At 52.8% G+C, this 15840-nt stretch carries 13 protein-coding genes; 12 read left to right on the top strand and 1 reads right to left on the bottom strand.

What is annotated here, in order from left to right:
* The first annotated feature begins 153 nt into the window (after window positions 1–153).
* Complete coding sequence (locus AADB16_RS13675; RefSeq protein WP_410804014.1) at window positions 154–972, top strand: sterol desaturase family protein; 819 nt, start codon at window positions 154–156, stop codon at window positions 970–972.
* 195 nt (window positions 973–1167) lie between these two features.
* The gene (locus tag AADB16_RS13670) at window positions 1168–3054 is read left to right on the top strand and encodes a monovalent cation:proton antiporter-2 (CPA2) family protein (RefSeq protein ID WP_410804012.1); all 1887 of its coding nucleotides are present in this window, start codon (window positions 1168–1170) and stop codon (window positions 3052–3054) included.
* A 37-nt stretch (window positions 3055–3091) separates the two neighbouring features.
* Here the strand turns inward: AADB16_RS13670 and AADB16_RS13665 are convergent, their stop codons facing one another.
* Window positions 3092–3991, bottom strand: coding sequence for a LysR family transcriptional regulator (locus tag AADB16_RS13665; protein ID WP_410804010.1), 900 nt, complete (start codon window positions 3989–3991; stop codon window positions 3092–3094).
* 164 nt (window positions 3992–4155) lie between these two features.
* Here AADB16_RS13665 and AADB16_RS13660 point away from each other — a divergent pair, with 164 nt between their 5' ends.
* The 10 genes from AADB16_RS13660 to AADB16_RS13615 all read left to right on the top strand — a co-directional run bounded on the left by AADB16_RS13660 (window position 4156) and on the right by AADB16_RS13615 (window position 15798).
* A complete protein-coding gene (locus AADB16_RS13660; protein WP_309045612.1) occupies window positions 4156–4614 on the top strand; it encodes a DoxX family protein in 459 nt (152 codons plus the stop codon).
* Between the two features lie 34 nt (window positions 4615–4648).
* Window positions 4649–5608 carry a quinone oxidoreductase family protein gene (locus AADB16_RS13655; protein WP_410804008.1) on the top strand — a complete coding sequence of 320 codons (960 nt, stop codon included), beginning with the start codon at window positions 4649–4651 and terminating at the stop codon, window positions 5606–5608.
* A gap of 49 nt (window positions 5609–5657) precedes the next feature.
* Window positions 5658–6356, top strand: a complete 699-nt coding sequence (locus AADB16_RS13650) for a pirin family protein (RefSeq protein WP_410804007.1) — start codon at window positions 5658–5660, stop codon at window positions 6354–6356.
* Between the two features lie 121 nt (window positions 6357–6477).
* Entirely contained in the window at window positions 6478–7077 is a 600-nt protein-coding gene (gene wrbA / locus AADB16_RS13645; protein WP_309045609.1) for an NAD(P)H:quinone oxidoreductase, read from the top strand.
* 147 nt (window positions 7078–7224) lie between these two features.
* Entirely contained in the window at window positions 7225–10950 is a 3726-nt protein-coding gene (locus AADB16_RS13640) for an ATP-binding protein (RefSeq protein ID WP_410804005.1), read from the top strand.
* Window positions 10943–11578 (top strand): condensin complex protein MksE, encoded by a 636-nt coding sequence (locus AADB16_RS13635; RefSeq protein ID WP_200203967.1) that lies wholly within the window; start codon window positions 10943–10945, stop codon window positions 11576–11578. Before AADB16_RS13640 ends, AADB16_RS13635 begins: the two co-directional genes overlap by 8 nt.
* On the top strand, window positions 11578–12822 hold the full coding sequence (locus AADB16_RS13630) for a hypothetical protein (protein WP_200365590.1): 1245 nt from the start codon (window positions 11578–11580) through the stop codon (window positions 12820–12822). Before AADB16_RS13635 ends, AADB16_RS13630 begins: the two co-directional genes overlap by 1 nt.
* Window positions 12812–13654 (top strand): hypothetical protein, encoded by an 843-nt coding sequence (locus AADB16_RS13625; RefSeq protein ID WP_410804002.1) that lies wholly within the window; start codon window positions 12812–12814, stop codon window positions 13652–13654. The genes AADB16_RS13630 and AADB16_RS13625 overlap by 11 nt, the downstream gene beginning before the upstream one ends.
* Before the next feature lie 179 nt (window positions 13655–13833).
* The gene (locus AADB16_RS13620) at window positions 13834–15045 is read left to right on the top strand and encodes a YncE family protein (protein ID WP_200203974.1); all 1212 of its coding nucleotides are present in this window, start codon (window positions 13834–13836) and stop codon (window positions 15043–15045) included.
* A gap of 327 nt (window positions 15046–15372) precedes the next feature.
* Window positions 15373–15798, top strand: coding sequence for a fibronectin type III domain-containing protein (locus AADB16_RS13615; RefSeq protein ID WP_309045603.1), 426 nt, complete (start codon window positions 15373–15375; stop codon window positions 15796–15798).
* Window positions 15799–15840 lie beyond the last annotated feature (42 nt).

The raw sequence follows: 15840 nt of genomic DNA, 5'->3' as shown, positions 1-15840 counted from the left end.
CTTATAGTAATTTTTATTCGCGATCCAACAATTAAGTCAGGTTAAAGCAGGCTAGGATGCTTTTCAAATAGCGAGTCATAGATACCAATACAGTGTGACCTAACTTTTTGAAAACCGCATTTTGACCGTGGGTTTAGCTTGCTTGGAGTCGGTATGAATGCATTTGGTGTTTGGGATGGCTTATATAACGATCCCTGGTTCTGGCAGTTTCCTATGGCCACACTGGCCATCAGCATGGCGGCGTTTTTGCTTGTTGCAACGCCTTGGACAATTGTTGCGTGGCTGGACCCGGTCTCGTTGAGAAAATACAAAATTCAGCAGAAGCCGTTTGAGGTTAAAAAGTTCCTGTTGCCGTCCCTTGGGCGCATTCTTATTAACAATATTATCCTGGCATCGTGGCTGGTGCTGAGTTGGCCGTTGCTAAAACATACGGGCGTGCACCAAAACGAGTTGCCTGCCTGGTATGTGATTTTGGCGCAGTTGCTGTTTTTCGTGTTACTGGATGATTTTCTGTATTACTGGATGCACCGGTACATGCATGAGAACAAGTGGCTGCTAAGAAATGTGCACAGTGTGCACCACCGGATCCGCAACACCTGTGGGATCAACGGTAACTACATGCATTGGCTGGAATATACGTTAACAGCAACGCTCACCTTGATAGGCCCTATTCTTTTGGGCGCACATATCTATGTTGTGTGGCTTTGGGTGATCATCCGACAAATTGAGGGTGCGGATGGCCACATTGGCTATGACATTCCCTGGAACCCGGTGCATCTGTTACCTGTATACGAAGGCCCTGTTTATCACGATTTTCACCACGCGAAGTTCAAAGGTAACTACGCAGGCTTTCTGCCGTATCTTGATAAGTACATGGGTAAAACCTATATACCTGCGTACCTGAACTACCTGAGGGCGAAGAAGCGCGGGTTAACGGCTGCAGAGATTGATCAGCAAAACAAGACGATTTAGCAGCCCGGAACCAGGGAAACGTTCTGGCAGAGGCAGCTGTAATCCGAAAACGAAGTCTGCAATATGTGTATGTTTGAAGTATATGTGTATATTGTTCGAAAACCTGACTTTTCTGGCACTCTGTTGACAAAGGCACCACGCAACAGAGTAGCCTGAGAAAGTTTTGCTCCTATTTTCGAAGATGACTCCAATCTAATGACCTCCTATTTTATTCAGGCATTTATCTATCTACTGGCTGCTGTGATTGCGGTGCCATTGGCAAAGCGCCTTGGTCTTGGCTCTGTACTCGGTTATCTGGTGGCAGGTGTTGTGATAGGGCCTGTACTGGGGCTCGTCGGCCAAGAAACGACCACAATTCAGCACTTTGCCGAGTTTGGTGTGGTGATGATGCTGTTCCTGATAGGTATGGAGATCGACCCAAAAGCACTTTGGGCAATGAAGGTTCGTTTGTTAGGGCTTGGCGGATTGCAGGTGGCTCTGACGGCCGCTGCCGGTATGGCAGTGGCCTGGTGGCTGGGCGTTGTTTGGCAGACTGCGCTGACCATTGGTCTTATTTTTGCGCTGTCGTCGACGGCGATTGTGCTGCAGACCCTAGATGAAAAGGGACTGTCGAAAACGGAGGGTGGCCGTAATACGTTTTCGGTTCTGTTGTTTCAGGATATAGCCGTCATCCCCATGCTTGCTCTTATCCCGCTACTGGCACTGCCCAGCCTTAGGGAAAGCGCGAGCTCTGCGTCGCATTCGGAATCGGGGCTGAGTCTTGTTGCGCACCTGCCTGGTTGGGGACATGCATTGGTTGTGGTAGGGGCGGTTGCGGTTGTTATTGTTGGCGGCTACTACCTGAGCCGGCCCTTGTTTCGTTATGTGGTGAAGTCAGGGCTGCGCGAGGTGTTCACGGCCACAGCACTGATGTTGGTGATTGGCATCGCGGCGCTGATGAGTGTGGTAAACCTGTCGCCCGCCTTAGGGGCTTTTCTCGCCGGGGTAGTGTTGGCCAACAGTGAATTCCGACATGAATTGGAGGCCAATATTGAGCCGTTTAAGGGATTATTGCTGGGCCTGTTTTTTATCACCGTTGGCGCCGGTATAAATTTTGATGTGTTGGCAGCCGAGTGGGGCACAGTCGTATCTTTAGGTTTAGCTGTTATTGCCGGCAAGGCGTTGGTGCTATTTGCGCTTGCGCAGTTGTTCGGGATTCGCAGCAGCAACGGCTGGTTGTTTACCCTCGGGTTGGCGCAAGCGGGCGAGTTTGGCTTTGTGCTGCTCACCTATAGTGTGCAAAGCCATGTAATTCCTCTGGAAACGTCCCAGATATTGTCGCTGGTTGTTGCGCTTTCCATGTTCCTGACCCCTTTGTTGTTCATCGTATATGACTACATCGTGTTGCCACGTTACCGGCGCTCCAAAAGTGATGAGCGGGATGCCGATACGATTGATGAAGAAGCGCCCGTAATCGTGGCAGGGGTGGGGCGGTTTGGCCAAATTGTATGCCGTTTACTGCGAGCCAATAACGTCCCCATTGTGGTGCTTGATCACGAGCTTGAGCAGATTGAGAACGTACGCCAGATCAATATAAAGAGTTTCTTTGGGGATGCCAGTCGGCCCGATTTGCTGGAGAAATCCGGCATCGCCAAAGCTCGCTTGTTGGTGGTAGCGATTGATGACAGGGAGCGCACAGTGGCCATGGTCGAGCACGTAAAGCAGTTCTTTCCCGAGGTTTGGGTGTTGGCCCGGGCATTCGATCGCGGCCATGGTTATCAATTACGAGCGGCCGGAGCGGACGATGTGGTGAGTGAAACTTATTACTCAGCACTGGAACTCGGCAGTCATGCACTTACTGCCATGGGCGTACATCCGTTGCGGGCAAGGCAGATGACTTGGACCTTTGTTGATAACGAGCGCGCACATGAAGATGAGTTGTTCGAAGCCTGGAAGGAAATTGAAGAAGGCATTCATTTCAGCCCGCAATATGGCGAGCTGTTTATGAAGCTGGAAAGCGCCCTGAGCAATGCGATGCATGGCGAGTGGGAAGAGCCGAAACCCGAAGATGTTCCAGTTTGGACGCCACCTGAACAGCGATAAGTGCTCTGAACTGTTTGAAGGCAAAGATGAGCGGGGCTCAATCCCAGTAGGGCGGGTCGCCGAAATACCCATCGATAAAATCAACAAAAGTCCGAACCTTGCTCGCTAATAGTTGGCGGTGTGCATACATTGCATACAGCCCCATGGGCTCAGGTTCAAAATCCTGCAGTATGACTTGCAGCTTGCCTTCCTTGATCGCCGTGCCAGAGATAAATGTTGGCTGTAAGGCGATACCCGCTCCTGCAATAGCCGATTCCACCAGTACGTCGCCGTTATTGCTGGTCATGCCGTTGCTGTCGTTCTGACCGTTGTTTTGCAGCCACCGGTGCAGAGGCTGGCTGGAATCGAGTTCGATGTAGCTGTAGCGCAGATAGCGGTGGCCCTGCAAATCCTCCAGTTGCTTTGGCGTGCCATTCTGTTTCAGGTAGTCCGGGGACGCGCATACTGCCATCCTGATTGGCGCAATCTTTTTGGCGATCAATGACGAGCTTTTCAGGTGGCCGATCCGCAGTACTACATCAAACCCTTCTTCAACCAGGTCGACCTTGCGGTCATTAAGCTGCAAGTCGATGCCTACGCCGGGGTGGGCTTTCTGGAACTCGCTCAATACCGGCGCCATATGGCGAATGGCAAAAGATACAGGCGCACTGATTCTTAGAATGCCACGAGCCTCAGTTTGCAGATCGCCCACTTGGCACTCCATATCTTCAATGTCATGTAAAACCTGTTGTGCTCGCTCGTGATAACTTGCTCCTGCCTCTGTCAGGTGAAGGCGCCGGGTGGTGCGGTTGAGCAAGCGTACGCCAAGGTGCTCTTCCAGCTGGGAAACATACTTGCTGACCAGTTGAGGGGATAGGTCCAGCTTTTCGGCGGCGCGGGTGAAGGCGCCTTCACTAACTACCGTAACGAAAGCACGCATGGCGTCGAGGCGATCCATAGGTATATCCTGACTTTGTGGTTTTTAGACAATTATCAACGCTGCGTTGATAGTAATGCAACAGATACCCTCTTATTCTGCCGGTTTGGTGATAGTAAAGTAGCTACATCATCTGGAGCGACGCTTCAGGGGCAAACCAACAAATCACTAGTAGAGGAATAATCATGGGCTCCAAACTTACTCAAGCATTGTTCAATTCCAACGGCGGTTTTGCTTCGCTGGTATTGCGGGTTCCGGTTGGACTGACCCTGGCAGCACACGGTGCGCAGAAGCTCTTTGGCTGGTTTGGCGGTTACGGTCTTGAAGGGACCGGTCAGTGGATGGCCAGTATTGGCCTGGAGCCAGGATATCTGATGGCTTTGATGGCTGGCAGCGCAGAATTCTTCGGAGGGCTGGCACTGGTTGTGGGTCTGCTGACACGCCCTGCCGCAGTAGTTATTGCCTTTGCCATGTTGGTTGCCATTTTTGCCGTGCACATAGGTAACGGCTTGTTCATGGCCAACAATGGTTACGAGTTTGGCTTGACCTTGTTCGTAGTGGCGCTGGCTCTTGCGATTCAGGGCGGTGGCCGGTTTGCGTTGGATAACGTGCTGCTGGAACGGTTGGGCGGTACTCGTCGATAAGGCACAACTTTAAATTTTGCTATCGAGGTCGATTATGCAAGCTCTACAGTTTTCAGCAACCGGCTCACTCGATTCGTTGCGAGTAAAGAGATTGGCCAAACCGGTACCTGGTGCCGGTGAGGTTCTGGTTGAGGTTCGGGCTGCTGGCTTGAACCCCAGCGATCTGAAAAATGTTCTCGGTCGCTTTCCTTACACCACAACGCCGCGCATTCCCGGCAGGGATTTCTCAGGTGTTGTTGTGGAGGGGCCGGAAGAGCTTATCGGCCAAGCCGTTTGGGGTGGGACAGGAAAAGGCTTCAGTTTCACCCAGGACGGTTGCCATGCCCAGTATGTGGTTGTACCGGCGAATGCAGTAGCGCCAAAGCCGGAATCACTGAGCTTTGCTCAGGCGGCAACCTTCGGTGTCCCCTACATCACTGCATGGGATGCTCTGGAACGTAGCCAGGTTAAAGCGGGTACACGGTTCCTGATCATTGGCGCCGGAGCAGTGGCAAAAGCAGCGCAAGCGCTGGCTAAGGCAAGGGGTGCCGAAGTGGTTATGGCCGCGCGCCGAGCCGATGTTGTGCGAGAGCTGAAAGCGCAAGGTGTTGATGCTTTTGAATTGCCAGAGGCGGGTCAGTTACCAGAGCAGGCACAGGTGCATTTTCAGACGCTTGCGCCTGAGGTGATTTTCGACACCACCGGCTACTGGTTGTCAGCGGCAGTTAACACGCTTGCAGCATTTGGGCGGATCGCGGTTATTGCAGCGCCAGTGGATGGGCTGATTAGTATGCCTATTCTTGATCTGTACCGCCGCGGCGGCTCAGTGATTGGCATTAATTCGCTGCTGTACAGCCTGGAAGAGTGCGCAGAAATGTTTGAGAAAATAAGTGCGGCGTTTGACGGTGAACTACCAGTACCTGATGACTTTACGGAACTGCCGCTCTCGAAAGCAGTTGAGGCCTACAACAAGGTAAATGAAGGCGGCTCTGAAAAGATCGTTCTGATCCCTTGAGGCAAGGCAAGCTTTCATTCACAAAATACAGTAAACAGGAGATTCTAAAATGATTGAACTTCGACCCTACAATGAACTCGGCGGCGCTCATCACGGCTGGCTGGATACTCGCCACCATTTCTCGTTTGCTGAGTATTACGATCCTAACCGCATGAACTGGGGAAACCTCAGAGTGTGGAATGACGATACGATTGCTGCTCACTCGGGCTTTCCACGGCACCCGCACCGCGACATGGAGATTATTACATACGTTCGCAAAGGTGCCATCACTCACCAGGACAGCTTGGGCAACAAGGGCCGTACTGAGGCAGGTGATGTGCAGGTGATGAGTGCAGGAACAGGCATCGCCCACAGTGAGATGAATGAAGAAGACGTGGCAACCCAGATCTTCCAGATCTGGATTATGCCCAACGAGGTGGGCTTACCACCTACTTGGGGCACTAAGCCTTTCCCCAAGGGTGAGCGCAGCGGTTCGTTTGTAACTCTGGCTAGCGGCATGCCCGGTGACGATGAGGCTCTGCCAATTCGTACGGATGCTCGCATGGTGGCAGCAACGCTGGAAACAGACCAGGTTACTGAATATCACATCGCCCCAGGGCGTAAGGTTTATTTGGTACCTGCTACCGGCAAGATAGAGGTCAATGGAGTGGTAGCTTCTGCTGGTGACGGGGTTGCGATTAGAGATGAAGAGCTGCTGAACGTGAAGGCTCTGGAAGATAGCGAAATCGTTCTGGTAGATGTGGCCTAAGCAAGCAGGCCAGCTTGTTGGATGCGGGCGGGGCAACTACATTTAGTGAGTTCTTGCCCGCGCCTCGCTTTCACTGAAAGCAGAAGTGTATACATAAGCCAAGCAGAAAAAGGACATATAGATGACAAAAGTTCTGGTTCTTTATTATTCAATGTATGGCCATATGGAAACCATGGCACAAGCGGTTGCAGAAGGCGCTCGCGGCGTTTCCGGGGTGGAGGTGACAGTAAAGCGTGTTCCGGAAACCATGGATGCAGAAGCCTTTAAAGCGGCTGGCGGCAAGGTTGATCAGGAAGCTGCAGTTGCAACTCCTGCAGAATTGGCGGACTACGATGCAATCATTGTCGGCACACCCACCCGCTTTGGCAACATGGCAGGGCAGGTACGCACCTTCTTCGACCAGACCGGAGGCCTTTGGGCCAAGGGAGCATTGGCAGGTAAGGTTGCCAGTGTATTCACCTCAACCGGCACGGGTGGTGGCCAGGAAATGACGATCACCTCTACCTGGACTACCTTGGCACACCACGGCATGGTTATTGTTCCAATCGGATATACCACGCCAGCACTGTTTGACATCTCACAAGTAGGCGGTGGTACCCCTTACGGCGCCTCGACAATTGCAGGCGGCGATGGGTCACGCCAGCCAGACGAACGTGAGCTAGGCATTGCCCGCCATCAAGGTGAGCATGTCGCACAAATAGCAGTAAAGCTTAAAGGCTAATTAAGCTACTTCTGTCACCGCCGTTGGAGGCATAGAGTCTTCCGGCGGCGGTGAGAATTGATTGCACCGGCTCTATGGCTTTGTCCGTGAACTATTCACTGTATACTGCGGGTATCAAGAACGACCTGCCGTTACGGGGAAATCAGTTTGTCTGGTGAGACTGTTAGCTACGGATTAGAAAGCATCGTCCTGCATCACTCCTTCAAGCAAGTGAAGGGACGAACCATCAAAATCGACTGCCGCGAGCGTACGCACCTTGGGGGTGTGAACGGGGCTGGCAAAACCTCTGTCTTGGCGCTTATACCGGCGTTTTTTGGCGAAGAGCCCGAGCGCATCGTTACCAAGGCATCCGGCAAGCTGTCCTTTCTGGACTACTACCTGCCAACCTTCCAAAGCCTGATTATTTTTGAGTACCGGCGAAGCACGGGGCTGCACTGTGCCGTTATGTATCGCCACGCACAGGGAAAACCTTGCTATCGGTTTGTGGCTGGTTCCGCTGAGGACACTTTTTTCTCGCCGGAAGTAAAGCCACTGCTTCAGGCTGGAGCCAGTGCAGACGACGTGTTTGCAGCGCTCCGTAGTCAAAGTGTTAATCCGTCGAAAATGATCGACACCATTACCAACTACCGGGCAATTATTCAGCGTAATCAAAAGTTGCTGAAGCGGCTGCCTGCGGATGCACGAGCGCTTCGCGCTCTGGCGGCCGAGCATGGCCTGGGTGACAGCGACACCCAGATGACCAACATTGAGCGCTTGACTCATGTGGTGTTGAACAAGCACCGGCTGCTAAGCAGTTTCAAGACCATGATCTGCGAAACTCAGTTTGAGAATATCCACCAGCATGCCAAGCCCCGGGCTATTGATCGCAAAGATCTGATCGCGGATATACAGAGCCTTTCTGCCTTTGCGGGCGAGGAGGCAAAAATCCGTGAATGCTTGAGAAAGGATGCAGAGCGCAGAGCGATTCTTGAACAGGCGGATAAGTCCGTAGCCAACCTGCACGCGTCTGTTGATGAGGCCCGGGACAAGGTCAGTGAACTGGGGGAGCAGAAAGAGCGGCTTGAGGCAGAGAGAAGTCATCGAAGAGCAGATTTTGAAGACAGCGATCGCCAGCTGGCCCGCGAGGTTACGGATCACAATGCCGAATTTGAGTCTCTGGACGGGCAGGTGGCAGCCCTGCACAAACAGAACGACCGATATGAAGAGGATGGGCTCTCAGAGCTGGCCCAGAGTTTCGACAATCTCGCCGACTACCGGCAGCGCTTGGCCACAGCGCAAGCAGATTACGACAGCCTGACGGGTAAAGCCTCTGCGATTGAAGGCGAGTACGAGCAGGAAAAGCAGAGCATTCAGCGCGAGCACGAGAAGCAGCAGGCCCAGCGCCAGCAGCGGTTAAGGGAAGCTACTGACGCGCTTACCTCAGCAAAGCATGCGTATGATCTGAAACTGAATTCCATCAAAACAAGTCAGGTTACGGCGGTATCTGAGTACAAGGGTGGCCGTTCGGAGGAGCGCTCGGAACTGACGAGTGAGCAGGCCCGTCTGTTAGCACTGCGGGAAAATCCGGGGCAAACGGAAACGGAGCAGCAGGAAATCGCGATTGCGGAGCAGGCCGCAGAAGAAGCATCGGAGCAGGTGTCCCAGGCCCATGAAAATCGGTTAGAAGCTGGTCGTAAAAGAGATCAGGCAGACCGGGACTGGAAAGCTGCGCAGGATCAGGTTCAGCACATGGATGACAAAGTCCAGGCGCTGGAAGACACGTTTAACGAACTCCAACGGCAGATCGCCCCTGAAGACGGTACCTGGTTATCACTGCTGCGGGCCCAAGACCCGGAGTGGGGCAGCCGCTTGGCTAAGGTCGTCAATCCCGATCTGCTGCACAGAAAAGATCTTGCGCCTACCCGCGATCATGAGGCGAACAGCGCGGCAGTAATGGGCTGGCAGCTTGCACTGGATGCCTTGCCAATTCCGGATTTTGCAGCCTCTGAAGAAGCCTTGCAGGAAAGCAGCCGGAACATAGATACAGAGCGCCAGGCTGCGTTCAAACAACGAGCGGAAACCGAGCGCGAGGCTCAGCGTAGGCATGAGACCTATAAAGAACGTGCCGCCGCTGCCGACCGGCTGGAAACTGAGTTTTCGCTGGTCAAACGTGCTCGCGATAACGCGCAGAATAAACTGACTAACGTGCGCCTGCGTGTTAAAGAGGCGCAGGCCGCTCGGATCGCAAAGATCACAAAAGAGCTTGAAACCGTCCAGAGTAAGCTTCAGGCCTTCGATGAGCAAACGGGCGAGGGCGTGCGGGAGGTTGAATCCGGATTCCAGCAGCAAGTGCTGGATATGCGCGCTCATTGGGCAGAGAAAGAGTCTGAGCTGCAATCCAGCATAGATCACCAAAGCGAGCTGATTGCGACCGCAGAATCCGACCACAAAGCACGGCTCAAGAGTAAGCGCCAGATATACGATCAGCGCCTTTCAGAAGAGGGCATTGATCCGAAGGAAGTTCAAAAGGCTCGAGAGGCGTTAGCCAAGCTCAAAGACACTGTCGAAAACATTGTGGCGTCTGAAGACCTTGTTCGTGGCTACCGCAAATGGCGCGAGCAGGAGTGGAGCAAGGTTGAAGCGCTTACCGAACAAGCCAATCAGGCCAAAGCCAAGTGTGAGGCTGCAGCCCGTACCCGGGAGCAAGCAGAGCGCTCATGGAAAGAGCAGGATGGCAAACTGAAGGTGTCTATTGCTGAGCATCAAGCAGCAATCAAACACCAGCGAGATCAAACAGACGCGGCAGAAGCGGTGCTCAAGCATTTCCAGAGCAATACCTTCTCCGAAGGCTTTCCGGGCAATATGGCCGATCTTACCCAGGAGCTTCAGGGGGCTTTCCAAAAGCTGGAGCAGCTGCGCAGGGAGGTCGTGGGCACGTTCGATCAGGCTACAGCCATTTTGAATCGGTACGACAACACCCAAATCCAGCAGGCGTGGCAGAAGCTATCAGCCTATCGGCGCGGACAGATGACGGGCGAGGTGTTGGACCATGAGGAGAGCTTCAAGCTGGCGCGGGTTCCGGATCTGCGAGAGTTATTGGATACCGATATACCCCAGCTCCGGGATGCACTGATTGATCAGTTTGTGTCTGAAGCCGACAGCCTGGTGAAGTATTTCGACAGCCTGCAAGTCATGGCTCGTGAGGTGAAGGCGGTTTCCAATCTTTTGAAACAAAAAATTAATACCGACCAGCAAATTGAAAGCCTGAGCGATATACAGGTTGTGCTGGAACCCAGAATTTACGAAGACGAAACCTGGCAGCCGCTGAAAGAGTTTGTGGACCAATGGCAAAACTGGATTCAGATGAATCGTCGTGCTCTGCCGAGCGATGCCATTCTGCGGCGCTTTAAATTGGTTACAGACACGCTCAGTGACGCCAAGGTAAAAGACAGCGTCGAGTCGATGATCGACATGCGCCTGGAAATGAAAGAGAACGACCGGCAGGTAGTTATCCGCACCGATGCTGATTTCTTGTCTGCCAGTTCAACCGGCCTGACCTATCTGGCGATAATGACCGTGTTCATGGGGCTCACCCGTTACCTGTGCCCGGATTTGAACACCCGCATTACCTGGCCCATTGATGAATTGGGTACGCTCAGCCCCAACAACATCTCTCATCTGGCGGATATGCTGGAGGCCAATAATCTCACCATGATTTCTGCCTGCCCGAAGCTGGACAGAAGTTTGAGGAAGTTCTTTGAAAATAAAATCTCCCTCAAACAGGGCCGGATTCACACCTACGAATCCTCCGGGATTGAAGGAAAACACGCGGAGCTGTTCTCGAGCGTGAGCCAGGATGAACAAGTAACAGATGAGGTGGCAAGCCATGAGTAGTCCGTTATTCGAGCGAACCGTAACGGCCTTGCTTCAGGAGCGGGTTATCTGTGAAGTCAGTGACGATGAGCTGTACAACTACCTGCTAATGCCGGCTAATCAGGACTCTGTGAATCGATTCCTGGCTCAGATAAACCGAACGCTTCGTCAGACCAGTGCTCACGATGCCTTCGTTTGCGCCTATCTGGACACCTCCGACTCCGATACCAAAGATGCGATTCGCCACCAGTTTCGGGATGTTGCCAACAACCTTGAAGCCTTCGTGCAGTTTCTGCGGCTTGTGATGATGCTGGAAGCAAACGACCGCCCGATTTTGCCAGGCGACAAGCTGTCTGAGGGCGCCATTCTGGATCGCATTGCGGCAGCGCCTGCATTGGAATCGAAACTGAGATCGCTGGCGGAGAAAAAGGTGTTTCATACCAAGCGTGCAGACTCTGCTGGCCAGATTCGTGCTGTGCTCTCCAGTCTGGAGAAGATGGGGTACCTGAAGTCGGTAGGCACCAGCGGCAGCCTTTTCAGGGCCACTGGCCGTTGGAGCTGGCTGTACGATGCCATGACATTTATACAGACCCACGAAGGCATTCAGGGCTCTGACGACACCGATTCCGAGCAAATGAGGCTACACTGATGGCCCGCGCTCATGATGCCCACGGAACACTGCGCGCCTTGGCCAAATATGGCGAAGCCATTCTGGAGGCCCACCTGCGAAACGGCAACCGGGTGCCGGATTCCGATGACAACCTTGGCCTGATCGAAACCCTTGAGCACCACCGACTGGTTTGGCGGATTGGTGACAACGAAGACCTGCAATTGAAGAAGGTGCTGGTTCAGTTTCTGGATCACATCACCGAGTCTGAGCGACGCCGTTACGCCAATGCCCAGGTGGATATTCTTTGGCAGCAACTCAGTGAGCTGTTCCTGGAATACAAAGAAGCAAAAAAGCGGTCTGCTTTAAGTGATATTGATCGGCTGGAAGGTGAGATCAAGGAATGCCTTGCAGACGTAATTGAGGATATCCGAAACGCCACGGAGGCCTTCGCCACATACATAAATACCGGCTTCGCTTACATCACAGACTTGCAATTGCGCATCCGTGAAAACGAGCGGGTAATCGAGCGCGCTGGTCGCCTCATTACCTTGTTTGAAAGCTTTCGTATACGGGAGCTGGCGGAGCAGGCGGGTTCCGATGCCTTCTTGAAGCGACTATTATTGCGGCATTTGCCGGCCACCCTGGAATCCTCACAGAAGAACCTCTCCTACGCCCTTAACCAGCTGCGCAAAATGCTGGTGCGCATGCGTGAGGATCAACGGCTAAGCCGAATGGTGGGTGCCTTTGAAGCGCACTTTATTAACAACCGCGGATTCGAACCCTCCATCGACCATCTGGACTTGAGGTATGTTCCGGAGTTTCTGAATACGGTTGAGCCGTTTCAGATAAAGGGCTTTGGTGATATTTATGATTCAGCCGACGATCTGGAACTGATAGAAATTGCCGCAAAGGCTCGGACAATCCCTGTCGAGATAGACGATAAGCCGGTTCCGGACGGCGTGGCCACGGTTAACTTTGACGTTGAGGGTGAAACCGAAGTTGAGGAAGACGACCCCGTAGAAGAGGCTATCGAGGAGCTGATTCAGCTGGTGGTTGATGGTGCACTTGGTGAACGGAGTATTCTTGCCTCAGAAGCCCTGGCCAGCACGGGACTGGAGATAGATAAAGCCGATTGGCTACAGGCCATTGTGTCCGAAATCGAATCCTTGTCTGACGGGGACCAGCAGTATATTGAGGTGATCTATCATCAAATGCCGCACCGGGTATATCCAGACAACGTCATGATCTCAGATCTTACCCTAAGGTATAGCAATGCCGGCTGAAATTGCCGCCATTGAGCGTTTGTTAAGGGGCGGCAAGTCATCGGTCAGGCGCGGAAAAGTCTGGGACCAGATATGCGCAGAGACGGGTGTAGGGCAGGTCGTTGGCAAGGAGATTCGCTTCACGCCGGAAGAGCGCCAACGGCTTAGAGAATACGCCAAAGCTGAGCATGGTTTAGACCCGCAATATGATTCCCGTGCTGGTGGCCGCATGGCAATGGCCAGCCACAATGCCAGTGAAAAGCTCAGCCCTGATTCAGTCTTCGGCGAACTGCTCGTGTTGGCGACTGCCGGAACTGCACATTTAAGGGTGAGCGGTGAGAATGTCACAACACCTCAGGGCAGTGTGCTCAGCGTTCGACCGGACTGCCTGGATGCTGAACACGTTAAAACTCAGAATTTAGTGATTATCGAAAACGGGGGATTGATGCCTTACTGGGCGGATATCATGCTTCCGGATTCCTTCGCGGACTCAATCATCCTGTACCGGGGGCACAGGGAAAACGTTCGCGGTGTTACAGAGCTGGTCAGCAATCAACCCGCAGACAAACTTGCCTGGTTTTTCGATTTCGACCCATCCGGGCAGTCCCTCGCTCTCGATCAGGGCAAAGGCAGCACACTCGTCCCTGCCCGTTGGCGTGAACTTGGCAAGCACACGCCATTTAACCAACCCAAAGTGCACCGTAACCAGTCCGTCGCCCTGACAAGGCTGAAAGGCCGAGCTGACGGGGAGCTTCTCGCCATTGCCGAACACATGGCGAGCGAAGAGCTGGCGGTGATGCAGGAGCACATGGTGCGGCGGAATATACTGCTTTCAGCGCTGCCGTTGGCCTGACGGCCGACTCCTTTAAGTGTCCATAAAAACGACGCTGGCCCAGAAGCCCGGGCCTGTGTCATTTCTGCCATGCACGATGCTTTTTGGCGTTGCTACAGTTTGGCGCCGACCGGGATAGACGTTTTGTCTCGTAGTGGTTGGGCTGGGTTAAACCAACAACTACAAAAAGGGACTGAATCGTGAGACCAATCAGAGTTTCTCTCTTACTACTCATTACGCTGTCATTCAATGCGCTTGCCGGGACTGGAAGCAACGCCCGCGAGGCAGTGTTTGTCGGCAACAATTGGGAAGGCATGATCGATGTTATTGATGCCGAAACCTATGAAAGGATTGGCCGCATTAATGGCATTCCTGACAGGAGAAAACGCCTTCGGGAAATAATCTGGCGCCCGGATAAGCTGTTTTTCTTTCAGGTTGTGCGTCATCTGATCGGTGAAGGTAACGATCAGTATGTGGACGATATGTACAGCACCCGGGACGGAAAATTACTGATCGTCTCCCGCCCCAGCTTTGCAGATGTGGTTGCTATAGATATCGCAACCAACAGGATTGTCTGGCGCTTTGAGGTTGAAGGGTATCGTTCGGATCACATGGCCTTGTCGCCAGATGGAACCGAAGTTGCAGTGTCTGCATCCACTGGCAAAGTTGTACACATATTGGATGTGCGCACGGGCAAGGAGCGGGGAAGATTTCCAACAGGAGATTCACCCCACGAAAATGTTTACTCCAAAGATGGAAAGAAAATCTATCACGCCAGCATTGGCCACGTATTCACATTGGCCGATAGGGGGGCACTCAGGGATATCAAGGGAAACCGCATCTTCAAGGTGGTTAACGCCGACACGCTTGAGGAAATCAAAAGCTTTGATATCAGCGACAAACTGGCAGAGGCCGGTTACCCGGGCATGAGCCCGGCGATTCGCCCGATGGCACACACCGAAGATGAAAAGTTCTTCTATTTCCAGCTTTCGTTCTTCCATGGTTTCGTGGAATACGACATGGAGAACGACCGGATTACTCGCGTGGCCGATTTGCCTAATTTGGTGCCCAACCTTCCCGTGGAACGCTACGTAAACGATTCTGCCCACCACGGTATTTCCATGGGCGGCAACGATGAAAAGCTTTGTGTTGCTGGCACCATGAGCGATTACGTGGCCATTGTTGATCGTGAGAGTTTCGAGTACGAAATTCTGGAAGGCCTCGGGAAGAAGCCCTATTGGATCACCCGGGACAAATCCGGAGAAAACTGCTTCGTATCCTGGAGTGGCACCGATCAGATATCTGTGATCAACATCGAGCGTGCTGAGGAAATTGCTCGCGTGGATGTTGGTGACCACCCTCAGCGAATTCGCGAAGGTTCGGTTCCGCAAGGTTGGGGTACCGGCTACTAATCCTTTGACAAGGGTCCCGTTGGGGCCCTTGTCTGGCACTATCCTCAAACTATACACGCCCCTACCTTCAAGCCTTTTTTATACCCGAATACAACCCCCAATTATCAACTAATATTTTTTTCCCACCCTGCGAAACCTTCTACTCAACGCATCGAGCAAAAAATTGCCTGAGCAATCAAGGGCGCTCGGCAATTTGATCGTATCATTACCATTTTGTGACGGGATATTGACGAATTTTTAACTACGGGGGTGACAAGCCTCTCATCGATAATCGTCCGCGTTTTGTACAATTTAACAAATACGACGATATATTGGTGGTAAATATATATGAAACGCGTCATTAAAATGTCGAAGGCATGGATCGCCGCGTTTTCTGTAGGAGTTTTGCTTGTTGGGTGTGGTGGTGGTGATTCTTCGGGGTCAGGTTCCGTAGGATCCGTAGGTTCCGGCAATGAGTCTGTCTCTCCAGGAATCGAGAAGGCCGCAGTGTTGAGCTGGAGCGCCCCCGATAGTCGCGTGAACGGGGAAGGCATCAAAATGGCCGAGCTAGACAAGTACATTATTCAGTACGGCCAAAATGCAGACGCTCTGGATCATGAAATTGTTATTGCGGATGCCCAGGTGGATGCGCACATGACGCACAAGGTGAGTGGACTGGACACAGGCGTCTGGTACTTCACGATTCTGGTTCAGGACAGTAATGGGTTGTTAAGTGCACCTTCTGCACTCGTTAACAAGGAAATCAAATCCTGAAGAAAAGGTGAGATCGGATCGCTGCTCATAGGCCCTGGCTCA

The sequence above is a fragment of the Marinobacter sp. KMM 10035 genome (genome assembly GCF_046537445.1).
In the GTDB taxonomy this organism is placed as follows: Bacteria; Pseudomonadota; Gammaproteobacteria; order Pseudomonadales; family Oleiphilaceae; genus Marinobacter; species Marinobacter sediminicola.
Note: the sequence above shows the minus strand (reverse complement) of the source record. Positions and strands in the feature narration are given on the sequence as shown.

Excerpts from the sequence above, each read along its gene's own strand:
- AADB16_RS13675 (WP_410804014.1), top strand. The coding sequence starts at position 154 with ATGAATGCATTTGGTGTTTGGGATGGCTTATATAACGATCCCTGGTTC.
- AADB16_RS13650 (WP_410804007.1), top strand. The coding sequence starts at position 5,658 with ATGATTGAACTTCGACCCTACAATGAACTCGGCGGCGCTCATCACGGC.
- AADB16_RS13630 (WP_200365590.1), top strand. The coding sequence starts at position 11,578 with ATGGCCCGCGCTCATGATGCCCACGGAACACTGCGCGCCTTGGCCAAA.
- wrbA (WP_309045609.1), top strand. The coding sequence starts at position 6,478 with ATGACAAAAGTTCTGGTTCTTTATTATTCAATGTATGGCCATATGGAA.
- AADB16_RS13655 (WP_410804008.1), top strand. The coding sequence starts at position 4,649 with ATGCAAGCTCTACAGTTTTCAGCAACCGGCTCACTCGATTCGTTGCGA.
- AADB16_RS13615 (WP_309045603.1), top strand. The coding sequence starts at position 15,373 with ATGAAACGCGTCATTAAAATGTCGAAGGCATGGATCGCCGCGTTTTCT.
- AADB16_RS13660 (WP_309045612.1), top strand. The coding sequence starts at position 4,156 with ATGGGCTCCAAACTTACTCAAGCATTGTTCAATTCCAACGGCGGTTTT.
- AADB16_RS13635 (WP_200203967.1), top strand. The coding sequence starts at position 10,943 with ATGAGTAGTCCGTTATTCGAGCGAACCGTAACGGCCTTGCTTCAGGAG.
- AADB16_RS13665 (WP_410804010.1), bottom strand. The coding sequence starts at position 3,991 with ATGGATCGCCTCGACGCCATGCGTGCTTTCGTTACGGTAGTTAGTGAA.
- AADB16_RS13670 (WP_410804012.1), top strand. The coding sequence starts at position 1,168 with ATGACCTCCTATTTTATTCAGGCATTTATCTATCTACTGGCTGCTGTG.
- AADB16_RS13625 (WP_410804002.1), top strand. The coding sequence starts at position 12,812 with ATGCCGGCTGAAATTGCCGCCATTGAGCGTTTGTTAAGGGGCGGCAAG.